This window comes from Klebsiella sp. HMSC25G12, assembly GCF_001807705.1.
GTDB classification, from domain to species: Bacteria; Pseudomonadota; Gammaproteobacteria; order Enterobacterales; family Enterobacteriaceae; genus Klebsiella; species Klebsiella variicola.
In genome coordinates this window covers 1-23,307 of sequence record NZ_KV789792.1, presented here as the reverse complement: position 1 = coordinate 23,307, position 23,307 = coordinate 1, and the positions used below count along the sequence as shown (strand labels likewise).

Genomic DNA, 23,307 nt, shown 5'->3' with positions numbered 1-23,307 from the left:
GCACTACCTTTGCTTCACTGGCATGTTGTTAACATTATATTTACATTTTGGTGAGCAGATTTAAATCAAAACTAGCGGAGTCAATCATGCTAAACCAGCTGGAAAATCTGACGGAGCGCGTTGGCGGTAGTAATGAACTGGTCGATCGCTGGCTACAAGTGCGTAAGCATCTGCTCGTGGCTTACTACAATCTGGTTGGCCTGAAACCGGGCAAAGAGTCATTTATGCGGCTAAACGAAAAGGCGCTGGATGACTTTTGCCAAAGTCTGGTGGATTACCTCTCATCCGGTCATTTTAGTATTTATGAACGCATTATTGGCGAAATGGAAGGCGATACCCCACTTTTAGCCGCCACCCGGCTTTATCCACAGCTGGAAGCCAATACCCAGCAGATGATGGACTACTACGATACCTGCCTCGAAAACGCTATCGATCACGATAACTACCTTGAATTTCAGCAGGCGCTGTCGGATATCGGCGAGTCGCTGGAAGCACGTTTCGCGCTGGAGGATAAACTGATCGCCCTCGCCGTCGCGCATAATCTGAGCAACGACGTGCGCGATAATATTGCGCCGACCGCTTGAGTTGTGCGCAATTAACGAGTAGTTTACCTCCATTCCCCCTCTCCGGAGGGGACGTCATCTTGTCGGAGTGCCTATTTTCCATGCGCTGGCTAAAGTGGAAAAGGCTGAGACCGTTAATTCGGGATCCGCGGAACCTGATCAGGCTAATACCTGCGAAGGGAACAAGAGTAAACTGCTGGTCGCACCTGTCCGTTCTGGATCGGTCGCATCTGTTACTCCATCCGTCGTCTGACAAGCCATCTCCTTTTTTAACTGGAATGCGCTATGTCTACTACCAAACTCACCCGTCGGGAACAACGCGAGCACGCGCAGCGATTCATTGATACGCTGGCAGGTACCGCTTTTCCCAATTCACGCCGCATCTACGTTCACGGCTCACAAGCGGATATCCGCGTCCCGATGCGTGAAATTGAGCTCAGCCCGACCCTCGTCGGCGGCGATAAAGATAACCCCCGGTACGAAGCCAATGAACCGATCCCGGTATATGACACCTCCGGCCCTTATGGCGACCCGGATATTGGCATTGATGTCCGCCAGGGGCTGGCAAAGCTGCGCCAGCCGTGGATCGACGCGCGTAACGACTGCGCTCCGCTCAGCGAACGCAGCTCGGCCTATACCAAAGCGCGGCTGGCCGATGACGGTCTCGATGAGCTGCGCTTCAGCGGCCTGCTGACGCCCAAACGCGCCGTCGCCGGGAAATGCGTTACCCAACTGCACTACGCCCGCCAGGGGATCGTCACCCCGGAGATGGAGTTCATCGCCATTCGCGAAAACATGGGTCGCGAACGTATCCGCAGCGAGGTTCTGCGCCAGCAGCATGCCGGGGAAGGCTTCGGTGCCCGCCTGCCGGAAAACATTACCCCCGAGTTCGTCCGCGATGAAGTTGCCGCCGGACGCGCCATCATCCCCGCCAACATCAACCACCCGGAATCTGAGCCGATGATTATCGGCCGCAATTTCCTGGTGAAAGTGAATGCCAATATCGGCAACTCGGCGGTGACCTCTTCCATCGAAGAGGAGGTGGAAAAACTGGTCTGGTCAACCCGCTGGGGCGCCGACACGGTGATGGACCTCTCCACCGGCCGCTATATCCACGAAACCCGCGAGTGGATCCTGCGCAACAGCCCGGTGCCGATTGGTACCGTCCCGATTTACCAGGCGCTGGAGAAGGTCAACGGCATTGCCGAGAACCTGACCTGGGAAGCCTTCCGCGATACCCTGCTGGAACAGGCCGAACAGGGCGTCGACTACTTCACGATTCACGCCGGCGTACTGCTGCGCTACGTGCCGATGACCGCGAAGCGCCTGACAGGTATCGTGTCGCGCGGTGGTTCCATCATGGCCAAGTGGTGCCTGTCGCATCATCAGGAAAACTTCCTCTACCATCACTTCCGCGAAATCTGTGAAATCTGCGCCGCCTATGACGTGTCGCTGTCCCTCGGCGATGGTCTGCGCCCCGGCTCGATCCAGGACGCCAACGACGAGGCGCAGTTCGCCGAGCTGCATACGCTGGGCGAACTGACGAAAATCGCCTGGGAGTATGACGTGCAGGTGATGATTGAAGGCCCCGGCCACGTGCCGATGCAGATGATCCGCCGCAATATGACCGAAGAGCTGGAGCATTGCCACGAAGCGCCATTCTACACCTTAGGCCCGCTCACCACCGACATCGCGCCGGGCTACGACCATTTCACTTCCGGTATCGGCGCGGCAATGATTGGCTGGTTTGGCTGCGCGATGCTGTGCTACGTCACGCCAAAAGAGCATCTCGGCCTGCCCAACAAAGAGGATGTGAAACAGGGGCTGATTACCTACAAAATCGCCGCCCACGCCGCCGACCTCGCGAAAGGCCACCCCGGGGCGCAGATCCGCGACAACGCGATGTCCAAAGCGCGTTTCGAATTCCGCTGGGAAGACCAGTTCAACCTCGCGCTCGACCCCTTCACCGCGCGGGCCTATCACGATGAAACCCTGCCGCAGGAGTCCGGCAAGGTCGCCCATTTCTGCTCCATGTGCGGGCCGAAATTCTGTTCGATGAAAATCACCCAGGAAGTCCGCGACTACGCCGCGAAGCAAAATATCGAAGCTGGCATGGCCGATATGTCGCATCACTTCCGCGCCCGTGGCGGCGAAATCTACCTGAAACAGGAGGAAGCCTGATGTATCAACCTGATTTTCCACCCGTCCCATTTCGTCTTGGACTCTACCCGGTGGTTGACAGCGTGGCGTGGATTGAGCGCCTGCTGGAGGCGGGAGTGCGTACTCTTCAACTGCGCATCAAAGACCAACGTGACAGCGACGTGGAGGATGACGTGATCGCCGCCATCGCCCTTGGCCGCCGCTATCACGCCCGGTTGTTCATTAACGATTACTGGCAGCTGGCGATTAAGCATCAGGCCTACGGGGTACACCTGGGGCAAGAAGATCTGGAAACCACCGATCTGAGCGCTATCCGCAAAGCCGGACTGCGTCTCGGCGTCTCCACTCACGACGATATGGAAATTGATGTCGCGCTGGCGGCGCGCCCCTCTTACATCGCGCTGGGCCACGTCTTCCCGACGCAAACCAAACAGATGCCTTCCGCGCCGCAGGGCCTCGACCAGCTAGCCAGACATATTCAACGCCTGGCGGATTACCCCACCGTCGCGATCGGCGGCATCAGTCTGGAAAAAGCGCCGGGCGTACTGGCGACCGGCGTCGGCAGCATCGCGGTGGTCAGCGCTATTACCCAGGCGGCGGACTGGCGGGCAGCGACAGACCAGCTGCTGGCGCTGGCGGGAGCAGGCGATGAATGATCACGACTTTATGCGCTATAGCCGCCAGCTGCTGCTGGAGGATATTGCCATCGAGGGTCAGCAGAAACTGTTAGCCAGCCGGGTGCTGATTATCGGCCTTGGCGGGCTGGGTTCCCCGGCGGCGCTCTATCTTGCCGGAGCGGGCGTCGGGACGCTGACCCTGGCCGATGACGACGCCGTGCATCTCAGCAACCTGCAGCGGCAGATCCTGTTCACCAGCGAGGATATCGACCGGCCAAAAGCCGCGGCGGCAAAGACCCGGCTCAGTCAGCTAAACCCGCAGATCAAACTGGTTGCGCTCCAGCAACGTCTGAGCGGCGAGGCGCTGCGCGCTGAGGTGGCGAAAGCGGACGTGGTGCTGGACTGCACCGATAACATGGTGACCCGCCAGGCAATCAACGCCGCCTGTGTGGCCCTCAACACCCCGTTAGTGACCGCCAGCGCCGTCGGCTTCGGCGGTCAGTTGATGGTGCTCACTCCCCCCTGGGCGCAGGGCTGCTATCGCTGCCTGTGGCCGGATAGCGACGAACCGCAGCGCAACTGCCGCACCGCGGGGATCGTCGGCCCGGTCGTCGGCATGATGGGCACGCTGCAGGCGCTGGAGGCGATTAAGCTGCTCAGCGGCATGACGACGCCGCGTAATACCCTGCGGCTGTTCGACGCCCGCACCAGCAACTGGCGTAATCTGGCGCTACAGCGCTCCCGGAACTGCCCGGTGTGCGGAGGGCGGCATGCAGATTTGGTTTAACGACGAGCCGCTGGCATGTGCCGACAATCTCAGCGTCAGCGCCCTGCTGACCCAGCTCGAACAGCTGCAGCCGGGCGTTGCGCTGGCGCTTAATCAACACATCCTGCCGCGCGACCGGTGGGAAGATCATCTCTTACAGGAAGGCGATCGGATCCTGCTTTTTCAGGTTATCGCTGGAGGCTGACATGTTACGTATTGCAGACAAAACGTTTGAATCCCATCTTTTTACCGGTACCGGCAAATTCGCCGCCCCGGAGGTGATGGTTGAGGCGATTCGCGCCTCGGGAAGCCAGCTGGTAACCCTGGCGATGAAGCGCGTCGATTTACGCCAGCACAATGACGCCATCCTCGCCCCGCTGCTGGCGGCGGGGGTCAGCCTGTTGCCGAATACGTCAGGCGCCAAGACGGCGGAAGAGGCGGTGTTTGCCGCCCGCCTGGCGCGGGAAGCCCTGGGCACCCACTGGCTGAAGCTGGAGATCCACCCGGATGCCCGCTGGCTGCTGCCTGACCCGATTGAAACCCTGAAGGCGGCGGAGCTGCTGGTGCGCGAAGGGTTCGTCGTCCTGCCCTACTGTGGCGCCGATCCGGTGCTGTGTAAACGGCTGGAAGAGGCTGGCTGCGCGGCGGTGATGCCGCTGGGTGCGCCGATCGGCTCCAATCAGGGGCTGGAAACCAGGGCTATGCTGGAGATTATTATCGAACAGGCGACGGTACCGGTGGTGGTTGATGCCGGGATCGGCGTGCCGAGCCATGCGGCGCAGGCGCTGGAGATGGGCGCAGATGCGGTGCTGGTCAATACCGCCATTGCCGTCGCCGACGACCCCGTGACCATGGCCCGCGCCTTCCGTATGGCAGTCGATGCCGGATTACTGGCGCGTCAGGCCGGACCGGGGGCACGCAGTACGCAGGCGCAGGCCACCAGCCCGCTGACCGGATTCCTGGAGGCGCTGGCATGAAAACCTTCAGCGATCGCTGGCGGGAGCTGGAGTGGGACGACATCCGCCTGCGCATCAACAGCAAAACCGCCGCCGACGTCGAACGGGCGCTGGCGGCCAAACAGCTCACCCGTGACGACATGATGGCCCTGCTTTCACCGGCGGCGGCCAACTATCTTGAACCGCTGGCCCAGCGTGCGCAGCGGCTCACCCGGCAGCGCTTCGGCAATACCGTCAGCTTTTACGTACCACTGTATCTCTCCAACCTGTGCGCCAATGACTGCACCTACTGCGGCTTCTCAATGAGCAATCGCATTAAGCGCAAGACGCTGGATGCCGCCGAGATTGCCCGCGAGTGCGCCGCGATCCGCGACCTGGGCTTTGAGCATCTGCTGCTGGTGACCGGCGAACATCAGGGCAAGGTGGGAATGGATTATTTCCGCCAGCACCTGCCGGCTATCCGCAGCCAGTTTGCCTCGCTGCATATGGAGGTGCAGCCGCTGGCGACCGAAGAGTATGCCGAGCTGAAAACGCTGGGGCTCGACGGGGTAATGGTCTATCAGGAGACCTACCATGAAAGCATGTATGCCCAGCACCATCTGAAAGGGAAAAAACAGGATTTCTTCTGGCGGCTGGATACACCGGATCGCCTGGGCGAGGCGGGGATCGATAAGATCGGCCTCGGTGCATTGATTGGTCTTTCCGACAGCTGGCGGGTGGACTGCTTTATGGTCGCCGAGCACCTGCTGTGGCTGCAGCAGCGCTACTGGCGCAGCCGCTACTCGGTCTCCTTCCCGCGCCTGCGTCCCTGCGCCGGCGGTATTGAACCAGCTTCGCTGATGGATGAGCGCCAGCTGGTGCAGACCATTTGCGCCTTCCGCCTGCTGGCGCCGGAGGTTGAGCTGTCGCTTTCAACCCGTGAATCACCCTGGTTCCGCGACCGGGTGATCCCGCTGGCGATCAATAACGTCAGCGCCTTCTCTAAAACGCAGCCCGGCGGCTACGCCGACGATCATCCGGAGCTCGAGCAATTTGCCCCACATGACGATCGCCGCCCTGAAGAGGTCGCCAGCGCGCTAGCCGCCCGTGGCCTGCAGCCGGTATGGAAAGACTGGGACAGCTGGCTGGGACGCGCCTCGCAATCATCATGAAGTATGTTGCAAGCCGCTGATTATTTTGCGTGCCTGCACGAGAGATGAAAAATGGGGAGTCGCCCGATTGCCGCCGTTTTTCTATTCTGCCCGGGTCAGCAGCGGACGCTGACCAGGGCGAACGTTTTCTTCCTCATTTTCGCCCTGCCTCTCCGCGCTGCGCGAGGGCCGGTTCATTATCGACGAATATAAATCACGATAGATGAAGGCCTCAGAGTTATAATTGAGCAATAGTTAACTGATTCGATCGGCAGGCTCGCTGACACAAGCTGCGTTCGGACCCTTGGTTTATACATCCGGGACGATTAACGATTCATGGCGCTACACAACAGAAAACTCTCTTTTACGACACCAATCGTCGTGGGGTTTGCCGGCATTTTGCTCAGTTTCATGCTGATTGCTACTTTTGTCACCCTGGCACAGCGGAAAGATTTTCTCGAAGATTATCACGATATTAACCGCAACTTTACCCACAACCTGGCCATCAACTATACGGAAACGCTGCTGCGGGAAAATGATTTTATCCTCGGCCGCGCGGCCACCTTCTTTGCCCGTAATGACGAACTGAACCGCGCGGTGAACGTTGATCCGGAGAAAGGGTTAACCACGCTAATGCAGTTACAGAACATGATGCCAAGCGTCTCATCCATCTCGCTGGCGGATACCGAGGGCCACTATCTGCGCGCCCCGGAAGTACTGAAAAATGAAGACAGCCTGGCTTTCGACCCCAAAACGCGGCCCTGGTTTATCAAACAGGCAGAAGCCAGCACCTTCAGCCACTACACCAGCCCGTATATGGACTTTTTCACCCACCATCCGACGATTACCATTTTCAAACCCATCATTACTCCGGAGGGTAAACTCAAGGGCAGCCTGGCTTTTCATCTAGATCTCACCTCCATGGGGTTCGCGCTACGGCAGATGGTCGCCCCCGTACAGGGGGAATTTTTTGTGGTGCAGCGGGATGGCAAAGTTGTCCTGCACTCCGACCCGGGCGCGCTGTTTAAACCCTTCGTCAGCGACGAACTGATGGATAAAATGACCAGCGGAGAGGGGCAGCTTTACGATGTCAGGAGCGATACCTGGTATTACTACTACTCCTTTACCAATCCCGACTGGTTCGTGATTTACCGTGTCGATAACGCCACCCTGATCAATCTGACGCGCCATGAGACAAACTTAGTGATCGGCGGTTTCTCACTCGCGGCGATTATCATCCTCTTGTTCGGCCTTTATCTGCGTCATGCTTCCCGTACCGTGCTGATGAATATCATCAATGCGATTAAAACCGGCGACGTCAAACGCGCTCCGCGCCTTGAGGCAATGCTGAGTAAAGCCATTGAAACCAACAAACAGCGTGAACTGACCTACGTTCGCCAGGCCACCATCGACGCCCTCACTGGCTGCAAAAACCGCCGCGCCTTCGACAGCGATATCGCCGCGCTGATGAACGATCACCAACCTTTCGCCCTTGCCCTGGTCGATATCGATAACTTCAAATCGATCAACGACACCTGGGGACACCTCAACGGCGATATCGTCCTGCGCAACGTCGCCCGCGAGGGGCTGCAGGTCCTCCAGCCGCTGGAGATTTCCCTTTATCGCTACGGCGGTGAAGAGTTCGCGGTGGTCTTTCCTGCCGAACACATCGATAACGCCCGAACGCTACTGGAAACATGGCGGGTCAACGTCGAACGGCGTACCTGGCGCGAAGATGGCCTGACGGTCACCTTTAGCGCCGGACTGGGGGAATGGAATATGGAGCCGCTGGATAAGCTGGTGGTGAGCGTCGATGAGGCACTTTACAAAGCCAAGCAACAAGGTAAAAACCGCATCCTCCGCGCGTGAGACAACAGGACGCGGCCGCCCACTTCGGTGGGCTTTTTTATTTTTATCGGCAAAAATGAAACCGGTTTCAATTTTTGTGTGATGACTTACACACAATCACGGTAAAGCGGTTGTCGCATCGCCAGGGCCGCGATAAAGATAAGACATCACGGAACACAAGGGCCACTGACTATGAAGAATATCGTTTTGTGCTGTGCCGCCGGTATGTCCACCAGCATGCTGGTTCAGCGTATGCAAGATGCCGCGCAGAAAAAAGGTGTTGAGGTTTCTATCAAGGCCGTCCCGGTCGCCGAGTTTAAAGATAACCTGGCCGCCGCCGACATTATTTTGCTCGGCCCGCAGGTGAAATATGAGCAGGCGAAACTGCAGGCGCTGGCCGATCCATTCGGCAAGAAAGTCGCGGTGATCGATATGATGGACTACGGCATGATGAAAGGCGATGCCGTTCTGGATAAAGCCCTGAAGATGCTGGAGTAATCGATGGAAGATTTAGAAACGATCATCATGGAGCTGTTGGTTAATGCCGGTTCCGCACGTAGCGCGGCGCTCACTGCTCTCCAGTTAGCACGGAAAGGTGACTTTGCGGCAGCCGAGCAGGCCATGGCCGAGTCCCATGAGTTCGTCAAACATGCGCATAAAATCCAGACCCAGCTCATCGGCCTGGATGAAGGCACCGGTAAGCTGCCGGTCAACCTGATCACCGTTCACTCTCAGGACCACCTGATGAACGCCATGGTCATTCAGGATCTGGCGACCGATATGATTGAACTCTATCGTCGTCTGCCGCTCGCGCAGTAATCTCGCGGATTTAACGGGCGCCGCTGCCGGCGCCCGTCCCCTCTCAAAGAAAACCATACATCGCGGCGAATACCCAGCCAAACACGCAGGAGACACCGACGCCGATGAGCCCGGGCAGGATGAAGCTATGGTTAATGACAAAGCGGCCGATATGGGTGGTCCCTGAGCGGTCGAACTGGATCGCCGCCAGATCGCTTGGGTAGGTCGGCAGAATATAGTAGCCATAGCAGGCCGGCGCGGAAGCCACGATATAGGCCGGGTCGACGCCGATGGCCAGCGCCACCGGAACAATCGCCGCCAGCGCTGCCGCCTGAGAGTTCACAAACTTCGAAACCAGCAGCAGTACGATGGCGTAAGCCCACGGGTACTCCTTCACCATCTCCCCGAGCACACCTTTAATCTCGGTCATATGCGCGCCGAACATAGTTTCCGCCATCCACGCGATGCCGTATACCGCGACGATAGCGATCATTCCCGAACGGAAAACCTCATTTTTAGAAATCGACGCCGGGTTGGTTTTGGTAATGATGATGATCAATGCCCCGGAGAGCAGCATGAACATCTGGATCACCAGCACCATCGACAGCGGCTTACCGTCGAAGGCCGGACGCAGTTCGGAAAACGCGCCGAGCAGGGCCACCACGGCGATGGAAGCAAGGAAGATCCACATCGCAATCCAGTTGCTGGTCGGCAGCTTTTTATCCAGCAGCGTCGCCGTATCGCCATAGACGTAATGGCGATTTTCCGGTACCGCAATAAACGCCTGGAAGGCTTCGTCTTTATCCAGATCTTTGCCACGGAACCAGCTGAAGATACCAATCGCCAGGATCCCCAGCAGCGTGGACGGAATGGTTATCGCCAGCAGGTCGAGAAATTCCAGGTGTTTACCGTTAAAGGTAAAATTCCCCAGCATCGCCACCAGCGACACCACCGCTACCGAGACCGGGCTGGCGATGATCCCCATCTGGGCACCTATGGAGCTGGCCGCCATCGGACGCTCCGGACGAATGTTATTCTTAATGGCGACATCGTAGATAATCGGCAGGATCGTGTACACCACGTGTCCGGTACCGCAGAGAATGGTCAGCGTGCAGGTGACGAAAGGCGCGACGATTGAAACATATTTCGGGTTGCGCCGCAGCAGCTTCTCGGCAATCTGTAACATGACATCCAGCCCGCCGGACGCCTGTAGCGTGGCCGAAGCGGCCACGACGGCAATGATCACCAGCATTACATCAACCGGTGGTTTACCCGGCTGAAGGTGGAACACAAAAACAAGGATAACCAAACCGATGCCGCCCAACAGGCCCAGCGCAATACCGCCTTTTCGGGCACCATAAAACAGACAAATTAAGATAATAATGAGTTGTATCGCAAATTCCATGCAGCCCCCAGAGCCTGTCCACTCAGACCAAAAGAAATGACCAACACCTGCCTGCCGGTATTATTTCTGCGTCTTATCGGGAGAAGCATGAGATGCGGCGATCCCTCTCCAGAGCCGTAGCTTCGAAGATAAAGCAGCAGAAGTAATCCCATGATTCATTAGGTATTTTGAATATATCGCCTTTGGATTGATTATTTTTTGATATGAGTAGAACTTTTACCCATATATAAACAAAGGTTTTTCCAGTGAACGGGGGATGGATATTTTATATGAATTAATTGCTAAAAATATGCGGCGTTAATATGTCGTAAATGTAATTAAAGAAGAGGGTGAGGCGGCGAACAAACAATAAAAAAGCCGGTCAGGAAACCTGACCGGCTTTTTAGCAGTGCATCAACGATTAATCGTTGTCAGAACCGCCCAGGCCTGCGTTCAGCAGTTCTGCCAGGTTGGCAGACGCTTCTTCTACGCTCACCTGCGGAGCAGCTGGCTGTTCGCCCGCTGCGCGACGGCGCATACGATCCTGGTGGTACGCATAGCCGGTACCCGCCGGGATCAGACGACCCACGATGACGTTCTCTTTCAGACCGCGCAGTTCGTCGCGTTTGCCCGCAACGGCTGCTTCGGTCAGCACGCGAGTGGTCTCCTGGAACGAGGCCGCGGAGATGAAGGACTCGGTTGCCAGAGACGCTTTGGTGATACCCAGCAGGTCGCGGGAATAGGTTGCCGCCACTTTGCCATTCGCTTCAAGCTCGCGGTTAGCGATCTTAACGCGGGAGTATTCAACCTGCTCGCCTTCGAGGAAGTCGGAGCTACCAGCACTTTCGATGGTCGCTTTACGCAGCATCTGACGAACGATAACTTCAATGTGCTTATCGTTAATCTTAACGCCTTGCAGACGGTAAACGTCCTGCACTTCGTTGGTGATGTAACGCGTTACCGCGTGCACGCCACGAAGACGCAGAATGTCGTGCGGTGCTTCCGGACCGTCGGAAACCACGTCACCACGTTCTACACGTTCACCTTCGAACACGTTCAGCTGACGCCATTTCGGAATCATCTCTTCGTACGGTTCGCTACCGTCTACCGGGGTGATAACCAGACGACGTTTCCCTTTGGTTTCTTTACCGAAGGAAATGATACCGCTGATTTCAGCCAGGATTGCCGGCTCTTTCGGACGACGTGCTTCGAACAGATCCGCAACGCGCGGCAGACCACCGGTGATGTCCTTGGTACCGCCGGATTCCTGCGGAACACGCGCCAGGGTGTCACCAGAGCTGATCTGTACGCCATCTTCCAGCTGAACAATCGCTTTACCCGGCAGGAAGTACTGAGCAGGCATATCGGTGCCTGGGATCAGAACGTCGTTGCCCTGAGCATCAACAATTTTCAGCGCTGGACGCAGATCTTTACCACCGGAGGTACGTTCTGCAGAATCCAGAACCACCAGCGAAGACAGACCGGTCAGCTCGTCGGTCTGACGAGTAATGGTCTGGCCGTCGATCATGTCAGTGAAGCGGACGAAACCACTCACTTCGGTGATTACCGGCATGGTATGCGGATCCCAGTTTGCAACGGTTTCACCGCCGGCAACCTGTTCGCCATCGCCTTTCGCCATAACGGAGCCGTAAGGCACTTTATAGCTTTCTTTGGTACGACCGAATTCGTCGATCAGTTTCAGCTCGGTGTTACGCGAGGTGATAACCAGTTTACCGCTGGAGTTCACAACCGACTTCGCGTTGCTCAGACGGATGCTACCTTTGTTTTTCACCTGGATGCTGGATTCAGCAGCCGCACGAGATGCCGCACCACCGATGTGGAACGTACGCATCGTCAGCTGTGTACCCGGCTCACCGATGGACTGTGCCGCGATAACGCCGATAGCCTCACCTTTGTTGATAAGGTGGCCACGCGCCAGGTCACGACCATAGCAGTGCGCACATACACCAAAGTCGGTGTCACAGGATACAACGGAACGAACTTTGACGGAGTCAACGGAGTTCTCTTCCAGCAGGTCACACCAGTGCTCATGCAGCAGCGTGTTGCGTGGAACCAGAATGTCCGCGGTACCCGGCTTCAGAACGTCTTCAGCAGTCACACGACCCAGTACGCGATCGCGCAGCGGCTCTTTAACGTCGCCACCTTCGATAACCGGCGTCATGGTGATGCCTTCCAGGGTGCCGCAGTCGTCTTCAGTGACGACCAGGTCCTGGGCAACGTCAACCAGACGACGAGTCAGGTAACCGGAGTTCGCTGTCTTCAGTGCGGTATCCGCCAGACCTTTACGCGCACCGTGGGTGGAGATGAAGTACTGGAGTACGTTCAGACCTTCACGGAAGTTCGCGGTGATCGGCGTTTCGATGATCGAGCCATCCGGCTTCGCCATCAGACCACGCATACCAGCCAGCTGACGAATCTGTGCCGCAGAACCACGCGCACCGGAGTCGGCCATCATGTAGATGCTGTTGAAGGAAACCTGCTGCTCTTCCTGACCGTCACGGTTAATCACGGTTTCGGTTTGCAGGTTATCCATCATCGCTTTGGATACACGATCGTTCGCCGCAGCCCAGATATCGATAACTTTGTTGTAGCGCTCGCCCGCGGTGACCAGACCAGACTGGAACTGTTCCTGAATCTCAGCAACTTCCGCTTCCGCTTCGCTGATGATTTCGTATTTTTTCTCCGGGATGACCATGTCATCGATACCAACGGATGCACCTGAACGCGCTGCATAAGCAAAGCCGGTGTACATCGTCTGGTCCGCAAAAATAACGGTCGGTTTCAGGCCCAGAATACGGTAACAGGTGTTCAGCATCTTGGAGATCGCTTTCTTACCGAGCGCCTGGTTCACGATAGAGAACGGCAGACCTTTCGGTACGATCATCCACAGAATGGCACGGCCAACGGTCGTGTCTTTCAGGCTAGTCTTCGCGACGAATTCACCATTCTCGTCTTTTTCGTATTCAGTGATACGCACTTTAACGCGCGCATGCAGAGAGGCCAGACCGGCGCGATAAATACGCTCCGCTTCTTTCGGGCCAGTCAGCACCATGCCTTCGCCTTTGGCGTTAACACAGTCACGGGTCATGTAGTACAGACCCAGTACAACGTCCTGAGACGGAACGATGATTGGTTCGCCGTTCGCCGGGGACAGGATGTTGTTGGTAGACATCATCAGCGCACGCGCTTCCAGCTGGGCTTCCAGCGTCAGCGGTACGTGAACAGCCATCTGGTCGCCATCGAAGTCGGCGTTATAGGCCGCACAAACCAGCGGGTGCAGCTGAATAGCTTTACCTTCGATCAGAACCGGTTCGAATGCCTGGATACCTAAACGGTGTAGCGTTGGCGCACGGTTCAGCAGTACCGGGTGTTCGCGGATAACTTCGTCCAGGATATCCCAAACAACGGCTTCTTCGCGCTCAACCATTTTCTTAGCGGCTTTGATGGTGGTGGCCAGGCCACGCAGTTCCAGCTTGCCGTAAATGAACGGTTTGAACAGCTCCAGCGCCATTTTCTTCGGCAGACCGCACTGATGCAGACGCAGGTATGGACCTACGGTGATAACAGAACGACCGGAGTAGTCAACACGCTTACCGAGCAGGTTCTGACGGAAACGACCCTGTTTACCTTTGATCATATCGGCCAAAGATTTCAGAGGACGTTTGTTAGAACCGGTGATCGCACGACCGCGACGGCCGTTATCCAGCAGGGCGTCAACCGCTTCCTGCAGCATACGTTTTTCGTTGCGTACGATGATGTCCGGCGCAGCCAGATCCAGCAGACGTTTCAGACGGTTGTTACGGTTAATGACGCGACGATACAGATCGTTCAGGTCAGAAGTCGCAAAACGGCCGCCATCGAGCGGAACCAGCGGACGCAGATCTGGCGGCAGAACCGGCAGAACGGTCAGGATCATCCATTCCGGCTTGTTGCCAGACTGAACGAACGCTTCCAGCAGCTTAATGCGCTTGGTCAGCTTTTTACGCTTGGTTTCGGAGTTGGTTTCGTTCAGCTCTTCACGCAGCTGTTCGCATTCCTGCTCCAGATCCATATTGCGCAGCAGCGCCTGGATCGCTTCCGCACCCATTTTCGCGTCGAATTCGTCACCGAACTCTTCCAGCGCATCCAGGTACTGCTCTTCAGTCAGAATCTGGTTGCGTTCGAGGTTGGTCATGCCACCTTCGATAACCACGTAGGATTCGAAGTACAGTACACGTTCGATATCGCGCAGCGGCATATCCAGCAGCAGGCCGATACGGGACGGCAGCGATTTCAGGAACCAGATGTGCGCCGTCGGGCATGCCAGCTCGATGTGGCCCATGCGCTCACGACGCACTTTAGTCTGGGTCACTTCAACGCCGCACTTCTCACAGATCACACCGCGGTGTTTCAGGCGCTTGTACTTACCGCACAGGCACTCATAGTCTTTTACTGGCCCGAAAATACGAGCACAGAACAGACCGTCACGCTCAGGCTTGAACGTACGGTAGTTAATGGTTTCCGGCTTTTTAACTTCACCGAAAGACCATGAACGGATCATGTCTGGCGATGCCAGAGCAATTTTGATCGCATCAAACTCTTCGGTTTTAGTTTGCGCTTTCAGAAACTTTAATAAGTCTTTCACGGATTTGCTCCCGTCGGAGTTAGCACAATCTGGCGCCGGGTTTTATCCCGGCACCAGTGACCTGTTTGAGCGAGAGTTACTCGTCTTCCAGTTCGATGTTGATGCCCAGCGAGCGGATTTCTTTCAACAGTACGTTGAAGGACTCCGGCATGCCCGGTTCCATCTGGTGGTTGCCGTCCACGATGTTTTTATACATCTTGGTACGACCGTTCACGTCATCAGACTTAACGGTGAGCATTTCCTGCAGGGTGTAGGCCGCGCCATAAGCTTCCAGCGCCCACACTTCCATCTCACCGAAGCGCTGACCACCGAACTGCGCCTTACCACCCAGCGGCTGCTGAGTAACCAGGCTGTAGGAACCGGTGGAACGAGCGTGCATTTTGTCGTCGACCAGGTGGTTCAGTTTCAGCATGTACATGTAACCCACGGTTACCGGACGTTCGAACTGTTCACCGGTGCGGCCGTCAAACAGGGTGATCTGACCGGAAGTCGGCAGGTCGCCCAGCTGCAGCAGCTCTTTGATTTCAGCTTCTTTCGCACCGTCGAATACCGGCGTTGCGATCGGCATGCCTTTACGCAGGTTTTCAGCCAGACGCAGAACTTCTTCATCGCTGAAGGTATTCAGGTCAACTTTCTGGCGAACGTCAGCGCCCAGATCGTAAGCACGCTGGATGAATTCGCGCAGTTTCGCGACTTCTTGCTGCTGTTTCAGCATGGCGTTGATCTTATCGCCGATGCCTTTCGCAGCCATACCCAGGTGAGTTTCCAGGATCTGACCGATGTTCATACGAGACGGTACGCCCAGCGGGTTCAGTACGATATCTACCGGCGTACCGTTAGCATCGTGCGGCATATCTTCGATCGGGTTGATCTTAGAGATAACACCCTTGTTACCGTGACGACCTGCCATCTTATCACCAGGCTGGATACGGCGTTTAACGGCCAGGTATACCTTAACAATCTTCAGCACACCCGGTGCCAGATCGTCGCCTTGGGTGATTTTACGGCGTTTCGCTTCGAGTTTTTTCTCGAACTCGTGTTTCAGTTCGTCATACTGCTCAGCCAGTTGCTCCAGCTGATTCTGTTTCTCTTCGTCGGTCAGGCCCAGTTCCAGCCAGCGATCGCGCGGCAGTTTGTCGAGCTTCTCAGCTTCAACGCCACCGGAGACCAGCACCGCGTAGATACGACTGAACAGACCGGCTTCGAGGATCTGCAGTTCTTCAGACAGGTCTTTCTTCGCCTGCTTCAGCTGCATCTCTTCGATTTCCAGCGCACGTTTGTCTTTTTCTACGCCATCACGGGTAAAGACCTGAACGTCGATAACGGTACCAGAGACACCGTTCGGTACGCGCAGAGAAGAGTCTTTAACGTCAGACGCTTTCTCACCGAAGATCGCACGCAGCAGTTTCTCTTCCGGCGTCAGCTGGGTTTCACCTTTCGGCGTTACCTTACCAACCAGAATGTCGCCGCCGGTCACTTCCGCGCCGATATAAACGATACCGGACTCATCCAGTTTAGAGAGCGCAGCTTCACCCACGTTCGGGATGTCAGCGGTGATCTCTTCCGGCCCCAGCTTGGTGTCACGGGACACGCACGCCAGTTCCTGAATGTGGATGGTGGTGAAACGGTCTTCCTGGACAACACGCTCGGAGACGAGGATGGAGTCTTCGAAGTTGTAGCCGTTCCACGGCATGAACGCTACGCGCATGTTCTGACCCAGCGCCAGTTCACCAAGGTCGGTGGACGGGCCGTCGGCCAGCACGTCGCCGCGCTCAATGGGTTCGCCCAAGGACACGCAAGGCATCTGGTTGATGCAGGTGTTCTGGTTAGAACGGGTGTACTTGGTCAGGTTATAGATGTCGATACCTGCTTCGCCCGGGTACATCTCGTCTTCGTTAACTTTGATAACGATACGGGAAGCATCCACGTACTGAACGGTACCGCCACGTTTAGCCACCGCAGTAACACCGGAGTCAACGGCAACAGCACGTTCCATACCGGTACCAACCAGCGGCTTATCAGCGCGCAGAGTCGGAACCGCCTGACGTTGCATGTTCGCACCCATCAATGCACGGTTGGCGTCATCGTGCTCCAGGAACGGGATCAGGGACGCACCGACGGATACCACCTGCTGGGTGGATACGTCCATGTAGTCAACCTGGTCGCGGCTGAACAAGCTGGATTCGCCTTTGCTACGGCAGGTAACCAGGTCTTCTACGAAGTGGCCGTTTTCATCCAGGTTGGAGTTCGCCTGAGCAATAACGTAGTTGCCTTCTTCGATAGCAGACAGGTAGTGAATTTCATCGGTAACCACACCGTCGGTCACTTTACGATACGGGGTCTCAAGGAAACCGTATTCGTTAGTCTGTGCGTACACGGACAGGGAGTTGATCAGACCGATGTTCGGACCTTCAGGCGTTTCGATTGGACATACGCGACCGTAGTGCGTCGGGTGTACGTCTCGAACTTCGAAGCCTGCGCGTTCACGGGTCAGACCGCCTGGGCCGAGTGCGGAGATACGACGTTTGTGCGTAATCTCAGACAGCGGGTTGTTCTGGTCCATAAACTGGGACAGCTGGCTGGAACCAAAGAACTCTTTCACTGCTGCGGAAATCGGCTTGGCGTTGATCATATCCTGAGGCATCAGGGTATCCAGATCGCCCAGAGACAGACGCTCTTTAACCGCACGCTCTACACGTACCAGGCCAACGCGGAACTGGTTTTCCGCCATTTCGCCAACGGAACGGATACGACGGTTGCCGAGGTGGTCGATATCATCGACTTCGCCTTTACCGTTACGGATATCGATGAGCTTCTTCATCACTTCGATGATGTCGTCTTTGCTCAGGATACCGGAACCTTCGATTTCGTCGCGCAGCAGAGAACGGTTGAACTTCATACGACCAACCGCGGACAGATCGTAGCGGTCTTCGGAGAAGAACAGGTTCTCAAACAGGCTTTCAGCCGCTTCGCGAGTCGGCGGCTCACCAGGGCGCATCATGCGGTAGATTTCTACCAGCGCGCTCAGACGATCGTTGGTCGGGTCGACGCGTACCGTTTCAGAAATGTACGGACCGTGGTCCAGATCGTTGGTGAACAGCGTTTCGATACGCTTGTGGCCGGACTGGCTCAGTTTAGCCAGCAGATCCAGGCTCAGCTCCATGTTCGCCGGGCAGATCAGTTCGCCGGTCGCTTCGTCGATGTAGTCTTTAGAAGCAACTTTACCCGCGATGTACTCAACCGGAACTTCGATATGTTTGATATCGTCTTTTTCCAGCTGGCGAATGTGGCGCGCAGTAATACGACGGCCTTTCTCAACGTACACTTTACCGTTGGCTTCGATATCGAAGGAGGCGGTTTCACCGCGCAGACGCTCCGGTACCAGCTCCATCTGCAGCTTGTTGTCGCGAATTTCAAAGACCACTTTCTCGAAGAACAGGTCAAGGATCTGCTCAGTGGTGTAATTCAGCGCGCGCAGAATGATGGTTGCCGGCAGTTTACGACGACGGTCGATACGAACGAACAGGTTGTCTTTCGGGTCGAATTCGAAGTCCAGCCAGGAACCGCGGTAAGGGATGATACGTGCGTTATACAGGACCTTACCGGAGGAGTGGGTCTTACCTTTGTCACTGTCAAAGAAGACGCCCGGGCTACGGTGCAGCTGAGAAACGATAACACGCTCGGTACCGTTGATAACAAAGGTACCGTTGTCGGTCATGAGCGGGATTTCGCCCATGTAGACTTCTTGTTCTTTGATGTCTTTAACGGTGCCTTCCGGCGCTTCGCGCTCGTAGATCACCAGACGCAGTTTTACGCGCAGCGGTGCAGAATAAGTTACGCCACGGATCTGACATTCTTTAACATCAAAAACAGGTTCGCCCAGACGGTAGCTGACGTATTGCAGCTCTGAATTACCGCTGTAGCTCTGAATCGGGAATACGGAACGGAAGGCTGCTTCCAGACCATACTGCCCTTCAGGATCTTGCTCGATAAACTTCTGGAACGAATCAAGCTGGATAGAAAGGAGATAAGGTATGTCCAGAACTTGTGGACGTTTACCAAAATCCTTACGAATACGTTTTTTCTCGGTATAGGAGTAAACCATAGGGTTCCTCAGCTCGCTGACAAGTCGACCCGTCTGCCTAAGTAAGGCAGTTTTTTATGCAACACTATTTTGTTGACCGGAAAATGGAACACTTTCCGCAATACCTGTTGCTATCACGCTTAAACCATTTCGTTGCGATTTACACAGCCCAGGAACCCTAACCTGTCGCAGTATATTAAGTCGTCGATAGAAACAAGCATTGTCAGGCAAACCAGCAGTCAAACAGTGTGAAATGCTACTGGCGCCTTACAGCGCAAAAAGGCTGGTGACTAAAAAGTCACCAGCCTCAGCCTGATTTCTCAGGCTGCAACCGGAAGGGTTGGCTTATTTAACTTCAACTTCAGCGCCAGCTTCTTCCAGAGATTTTTTCAGAGCTTCAGCGTCGTCTTTGCTGATGCCTTCTTTCAGTGCAGCCGGAGCAGATTCTACCAGGTCTTTAGCTTCTTTCAGACCCAGGCCAGTTGCGCCACGTACTGCTTTGATAACAGCAACTTTGTTAGCGCCAGCAGCTTTCAGAATTACGTCGAATTCAGTTTTTTCTTCAGCAGCTTCAACCGGGCCAGCAGCTACAGCTACAGCAGCAGCAGCGGAAACACCGAATTTTTCTTCCATTGCAGAGATCAGCTCAACAACGTCCATTACGGACATAGCGGATACTGCTTCAATGATTTGATCTTTAGTGATAGACATTTAAATTGTTCCTGAATATCAGAATAAGTTTATACGTAAGCGAATGCTTTATAAAGATAACTGCGATTAAGCAGCTTCTTTCGCATCGCGTACAGCAGCCAGAGTACGAACCAGTTTGCCAGCCGAAGCTTCTTTCATGGTTGCCATCAGGCGTGCAATTGCTTCTTCGTAGGTCGGCAGAGTTGCCAGGCGGTCGATCTGCGACGCCGGGATCAGCTCACCTTCAAAGGCAGCGGCTTTGACCTCAAATTTTGCATTCGCTTTCGCGAACTCTTTGAACAGACGAGCAGCAGCGCCCGGGTGTTCCATAGAGTATGCAATCAGGGTCGGACCAACAAACGTGTCTTTCAGGCACTCGAACTGAGTACCTTCAACGACGCGGCGCAGCAGGGTGTTACGAACAACACGCATGTATACGCCAGCTTCACGACCTGCTTTACGCAGTTCAGTCATTTTATCTACAGTTACGCCACGGGAATCCGCAACTACTGCAGACAGCGCGCCTTTGGCTACTTCGCTGACTTCAGCAACAATCGCTTGTTTGTCTTGAAGATTTAAAGCCATTAGCTTTGCTCCTGGATGTTTGCCAGAGCTTATGCTCTGGAACTCACTTCACTCAATTCAACGAAAAGAGCGTCTAAATACGGTGAGCAGAAACAAGCCAGAGTATCCAAAAAATAATCTTAGCGTTCTGTCACCGTCTACGCAGGGGATTAAGTTTCTTGCGAAACACCTGCGGTCTTCGACGGAGGCCTGGATAGGCCAGGCTCCAACGAACAAATTCTTTCTATGACTTCGTCCTTCGAACCGCAGCGGCGTTAGCTGCTCTCGTTCACACCGGTCATGTAGTTAACTACACTCCCGGTGATTCACTCGATTGCTGCCTTGCTGCAATTCAAATGACTCGCATAGCGTCTGTCTTATTGACAGAATCGTGGGGGTAAGATTGTAGACAAAATCACCGCCCACGTAAAGGCATTAGTTTGCAGAAGCGTTCAGGCCAGCCTGATCTACTGCAACACCTGCACCCATGGTGGTGGAGATGCTAACTTTCTTGATGTACACGCCTTTCGCCTGAGTCGGTTTTGCTTTTTTCAGCGCAACCAGCAGAGCTTCCAGGTTTTCTTTCAGTTTGTCAGCGTCAAAGTCCACTTTACCGATGGTGGTGTGGATGATGCCGTTTTTGTCGTTACGATAACGAACCTGACCTGCTTTAGCGTTCTTAACCGCTTCAGCAACGTTAGGGGTTACGGTACCCACTTTCGGGTTTGGCATCAGGCCGCGCGGACCCAGAACCTGGCCCAGCTGGCCAACAACGCGCATTGCATCCGGGGAAGCAATAACAACGTCAAAGTTCATTTCGCCTTTCTTGATCTGGTCAGCCAGATCTTCCATACCTACCAGCTCAGCGCCTGCAGCTTTAGCAGCTTCAGCGTTTGCGCCCTGGGCAAATACGGCAACGCGAACAGAACGGCCAGTACCGTGCGGCAGTACAGTTGCACCACGTACGTTCTGGTCAGATTTACGAGCATCGATGCCCAGGTTTACAGCAACGTCAACGCTTTCAACGAACTTAGCAGTAGCCAGTTCTTTCAGCAGAGAGATGGCTTCGTTGATGTCATACTGTTTAGTTGCATCAACTTTGTCACGGATCACGGACATGCGCTTGGTCAGTTTAGCCATTTCTTAGTCCTCCACTACCAGGCCCATGGAACGTGCAGTACCTTCGATGGAGCGAGTCATCGCTTCAATGTCGGCACCAGTCATGTCGGCAGCTTTGGTCTGCGCGATTTCCTGCAGCTGAGCGCGGGAAATTTTACCCACTTTATCTTTGTTCGGCTTACCAGAGCCGGACTTGATACCAGCCGCTTTTTTCAGCAGAACTGCTGCCGGCGGGGTTTTGGTAACGAAAGTGAAAGAACGGTCAGCGTAAACGGTGATAACAACCGGGATTGGCAGACCTTTTTCCATGGATTCAGTTTTTGCGTTGAACGCTTTGCAGAATTCCATGATGTTAACGCCCTGCTGACCCAGTGCTGGACCAACCGGCGGACTCGGGTTTGCCATACCAGCTGCAACCTGCAGCTTGACGTAGGCTTGTACTTTCTTAGCCATTCTTAAATCCTCAAATTGGGTATTAACGCTTCAGAGAAGCTCCCCGTGATTAAACATCGTTTTACGGGCCAGGCCCATAAAAACAAAAGGCGCGAAATTGTATGCCAATTTCGCGCCCTATGCAACGATTAAATCGCTGCTTTTTTGATCGCCGGCTTACGCCTTCTCAACCTGACCGAAGTCCAGTTCTACCGGCGTCGCACGACCGAAGATAGAAACAGAAACTTTCAGGCGGGACTTCTCATAGTCCACTTCTTCAACGACGCCGTTAAAGTCAGCGAACGGACCATCGTTGACACGAACCATTTCGCCCGGCTCAAACAGCGTTTTCGGACGCGGCTTATCGCCAACCTGCTGCAGGCGGTTCATGATAGCATCGACTTCTTTGTCGCTGATCGGCGCCGGACGGTCGGAAGTACCGCCGATGAAGCCCATCACACGCGGTACGCTGCGCACCAGGTGCCAGCTCGCGTCGTTCATGACCATTTGAACCAGAACGTAGCCTGGGAAGAATTTACGTTCGCTTTTGCGACGCTGGCCGCCACGGATTTCAACCACTTCTTCGGTTGGAACCATGACTTCGCCAAACAACTCTTCCATGTTGTGTAATTTGATATGTTCACGCAGCGAAGTAGCTACGCGACCTTCAAAACCGGAAAACGCCTGAACGACGTACCAGCGCTTTTTAGGAGCTTCAGACATCTCAGAACCTCAGGCCAGTGATAAAGGAGACCAGGCGAACCAGAATACCATCCAGTCCCCACAGGATCAGTGACATTACTGCAGTCACGGCAGCAACAATCAGCGTAGTATGCAGCGTTTCCTGGCGAGTCGGCCAAATCACTTTACGCACTTCAGTTCGCGCTTCGCGAGCAAAAGCAACGGTCGCCTTACCTTTCGTCGTCAACAGCGCGACGCCACCGGCAGCAGCAATAAGAATAACCACGGCCAGCGCACGCACCGCCAGCATAATGTCGCGATAAAGGAAGTTGCCCACGATCGCCACGATCAGCAGCACGGCAACGATAATCCACTTCATCGCTTCCAGGCCGCGCCCGCTCCCTTGAGCTTCGGTATTCGCACTCATAAACCAACCTGTCAGAAGTATTCTACAAACAATTTCACCCCGCGGGGGCGAGGCGATCCAAACCGAAATTAAGTTTCGGATTATACACTGAACGCGTTCAAACTGCTTCAACGCTGGCGGTTCTGGCGCCTCTTCCCTGCTATTGCAAAGGAGAACGCTGACTTGCCGTCGCGCTACCGCTCGAATGGTTTGGTGTATAAACGCCCTCTTCAGAGCCTGTCTCAGCAATGATTATGACAAAAAAAATCACTGATGAGCCAGGTTCTGGTATGAAAGCGTGCAAAAAGGGCATCAAATGATGCCCTTTTATTGCGCATTGCGTCAAATGTTATCAGCGATTAGCCGAGAACTTTAGCAACCACGCCCGCGCCAACGGTACGACCGCCTTCACGGATTGCGAAACGCAGACCATCGTCCATCGCGATCGGGTGGATCAGGGTAAC

Annotated in this window: 20 protein-coding genes and 1 riboswitch; of the genes, 10 read left to right on the top strand and 10 right to left on the bottom strand. The window is 55.2% G+C overall.

Features of this window, described 5'->3' with window-relative positions:
- Nucleotides 1–86 precede the first annotated feature (86 nt).
- The 10 genes from HMPREF3096_RS01775 to HMPREF3096_RS01730 all read left to right on the top strand — a co-directional run bounded on the left by HMPREF3096_RS01775 (nt 87) and on the right by HMPREF3096_RS01730 (nt 8,859).
- On the top strand, nt 87–584 hold the full coding sequence (locus HMPREF3096_RS01775; protein ID WP_002884324.1) for an Rsd/AlgQ family anti-sigma factor: 498 nt from the start codon (nt 87–89) through the stop codon (nt 582–584).
- Between the two features lie 53 nt (nt 585–637).
- Nucleotides 638–762, top strand: a riboswitch (TPP riboswitch).
- Between the two features lie 86 nt (nt 763–848).
- On the top strand, nt 849–2,744 hold the full coding sequence (gene thiC, locus HMPREF3096_RS01770) for a phosphomethylpyrimidine synthase ThiC (protein ID WP_032732188.1): 1,896 nt from the start codon (nt 849–851) through the stop codon (nt 2,742–2,744).
- Nucleotides 2,744–3,379 carry a thiamine phosphate synthase gene (thiE, locus tag HMPREF3096_RS01765; RefSeq protein ID WP_023296881.1) on the top strand — a complete coding sequence of 212 codons (636 nt, stop codon included), beginning with the start codon at nt 2,744–2,746 and terminating at the stop codon, nt 3,377–3,379. Before thiC ends, thiE begins: the two co-directional genes overlap by 1 nt.
- Nucleotides 3,372–4,127: a thiazole biosynthesis adenylyltransferase ThiF gene (gene thiF, locus HMPREF3096_RS01760; RefSeq protein WP_032732187.1), complete on the top strand. Its 756-nt coding sequence runs from the start codon at nt 3,372–3,374 to the stop codon at nt 4,125–4,127. The genes thiE and thiF overlap by 8 nt, the downstream gene beginning before the upstream one ends.
- The gene (thiS, locus tag HMPREF3096_RS01755) at nt 4,111–4,311 is read left to right on the top strand and encodes a sulfur carrier protein ThiS (RefSeq protein WP_008807998.1); all 201 of its coding nucleotides are present in this window, start codon (nt 4,111–4,113) and stop codon (nt 4,309–4,311) included. The genes thiF and thiS overlap by 17 nt, the downstream gene beginning before the upstream one ends.
- Before the next feature lies 1 nt (nt 4,312).
- Complete coding sequence (gene thiG / locus HMPREF3096_RS01750; RefSeq protein WP_008807999.1) at nt 4,313–5,083, top strand: thiazole synthase; 771 nt, start codon at nt 4,313–4,315, stop codon at nt 5,081–5,083.
- Nucleotides 5,080–6,213 carry a 2-iminoacetate synthase ThiH gene (thiH, locus tag HMPREF3096_RS01745; RefSeq protein ID WP_012543211.1) on the top strand — a complete coding sequence of 378 codons (1,134 nt, stop codon included), beginning with the start codon at nt 5,080–5,082 and terminating at the stop codon, nt 6,211–6,213. The genes thiG and thiH overlap by 4 nt, the downstream gene beginning before the upstream one ends.
- 315 nt (nt 6,214–6,528) lie before the next feature.
- Nucleotides 6,529–8,061 carry a sensor domain-containing diguanylate cyclase gene (locus HMPREF3096_RS01740; protein ID WP_012543212.1) on the top strand — a complete coding sequence of 511 codons (1,533 nt, stop codon included), beginning with the start codon at nt 6,529–6,531 and terminating at the stop codon, nt 8,059–8,061.
- A gap of 171 nt (nt 8,062–8,232) precedes the next feature.
- Nucleotides 8,233–8,538, top strand: coding sequence for a PTS sugar transporter subunit IIB (locus HMPREF3096_RS01735; protein WP_002884150.1), 306 nt, complete (start codon nt 8,233–8,235; stop codon nt 8,536–8,538).
- A 3-nt stretch (nt 8,539–8,541) separates the two neighbouring features.
- Nucleotides 8,542–8,859: a PTS lactose/cellobiose transporter subunit IIA gene (locus HMPREF3096_RS01730; RefSeq protein WP_008808002.1), complete on the top strand. Its 318-nt coding sequence runs from the start codon at nt 8,542–8,544 to the stop codon at nt 8,857–8,859.
- 43 nt (nt 8,860–8,902) lie between these two features.
- Here the strand turns inward: HMPREF3096_RS01730 and dcuB are convergent, their stop codons facing one another.
- The 10 genes from dcuB to HMPREF3096_RS28415 form a co-directional block, all read right to left on the bottom strand.
- Nucleotides 8,903–10,243 carry an anaerobic C4-dicarboxylate transporter DcuB gene (gene dcuB / locus HMPREF3096_RS01725; protein ID WP_008808003.1) on the bottom strand — a complete coding sequence of 447 codons (1,341 nt, stop codon included), beginning with the start codon at nt 10,241–10,243 and terminating at the stop codon, nt 8,903–8,905.
- Between the two features lie 400 nt (nt 10,244–10,643).
- Entirely contained in the window at nt 10,644–14,867 is a 4,224-nt protein-coding gene (rpoC, locus tag HMPREF3096_RS01720; protein WP_008808004.1) for a DNA-directed RNA polymerase subunit beta', read from the bottom strand.
- Nucleotides 14,868–14,943: 76 nt separating this feature from the next.
- Nucleotides 14,944–18,972 (bottom strand): DNA-directed RNA polymerase subunit beta, encoded by a 4,029-nt coding sequence (gene rpoB, locus HMPREF3096_RS01715; protein WP_008808005.1) that lies wholly within the window; start codon nt 18,970–18,972, stop codon nt 14,944–14,946.
- A gap of 324 nt (nt 18,973–19,296) precedes the next feature.
- The gene (rplL, locus tag HMPREF3096_RS01710; RefSeq protein ID WP_002884142.1) at nt 19,297–19,662 is read right to left on the bottom strand and encodes a 50S ribosomal protein L7/L12; all 366 of its coding nucleotides are present in this window, start codon (nt 19,660–19,662) and stop codon (nt 19,297–19,299) included.
- Nucleotides 19,663–19,728: 66 nt separating this feature from the next.
- The gene (gene rplJ, locus HMPREF3096_RS01705) at nt 19,729–20,226 is read right to left on the bottom strand and encodes a 50S ribosomal protein L10 (protein ID WP_001207203.1); all 498 of its coding nucleotides are present in this window, start codon (nt 20,224–20,226) and stop codon (nt 19,729–19,731) included.
- A 414-nt stretch (nt 20,227–20,640) separates the two neighbouring features.
- The gene (rplA, locus tag HMPREF3096_RS01700; protein WP_008808006.1) at nt 20,641–21,345 is read right to left on the bottom strand and encodes a 50S ribosomal protein L1; all 705 of its coding nucleotides are present in this window, start codon (nt 21,343–21,345) and stop codon (nt 20,641–20,643) included.
- A 3-nt stretch (nt 21,346–21,348) separates the two neighbouring features.
- A complete protein-coding gene (rplK, locus tag HMPREF3096_RS01695; protein WP_008808007.1) occupies nt 21,349–21,777 on the bottom strand; it encodes a 50S ribosomal protein L11 in 429 nt (142 codons plus the stop codon).
- 156 nt (nt 21,778–21,933) lie between these two features.
- Nucleotides 21,934–22,479 carry a transcription termination/antitermination protein NusG gene (nusG, locus tag HMPREF3096_RS01690; protein WP_007665882.1) on the bottom strand — a complete coding sequence of 182 codons (546 nt, stop codon included), beginning with the start codon at nt 22,477–22,479 and terminating at the stop codon, nt 21,934–21,936.
- A gap of 1 nt (nt 22,480) precedes the next feature.
- Nucleotides 22,481–22,864, bottom strand: a complete 384-nt coding sequence (secE, locus tag HMPREF3096_RS01685) for a preprotein translocase subunit SecE (RefSeq protein ID WP_002883772.1) — start codon at nt 22,862–22,864, stop codon at nt 22,481–22,483.
- A 338-nt stretch (nt 22,865–23,202) separates the two neighbouring features.
- Nucleotides 23,203–23,307, bottom strand: a 105-nt coding sequence (locus HMPREF3096_RS28415) for an EF-Tu C-terminal domain-related protein (protein ID WP_001691594.1), incomplete at its 5' end; no start/stop codon positions are given.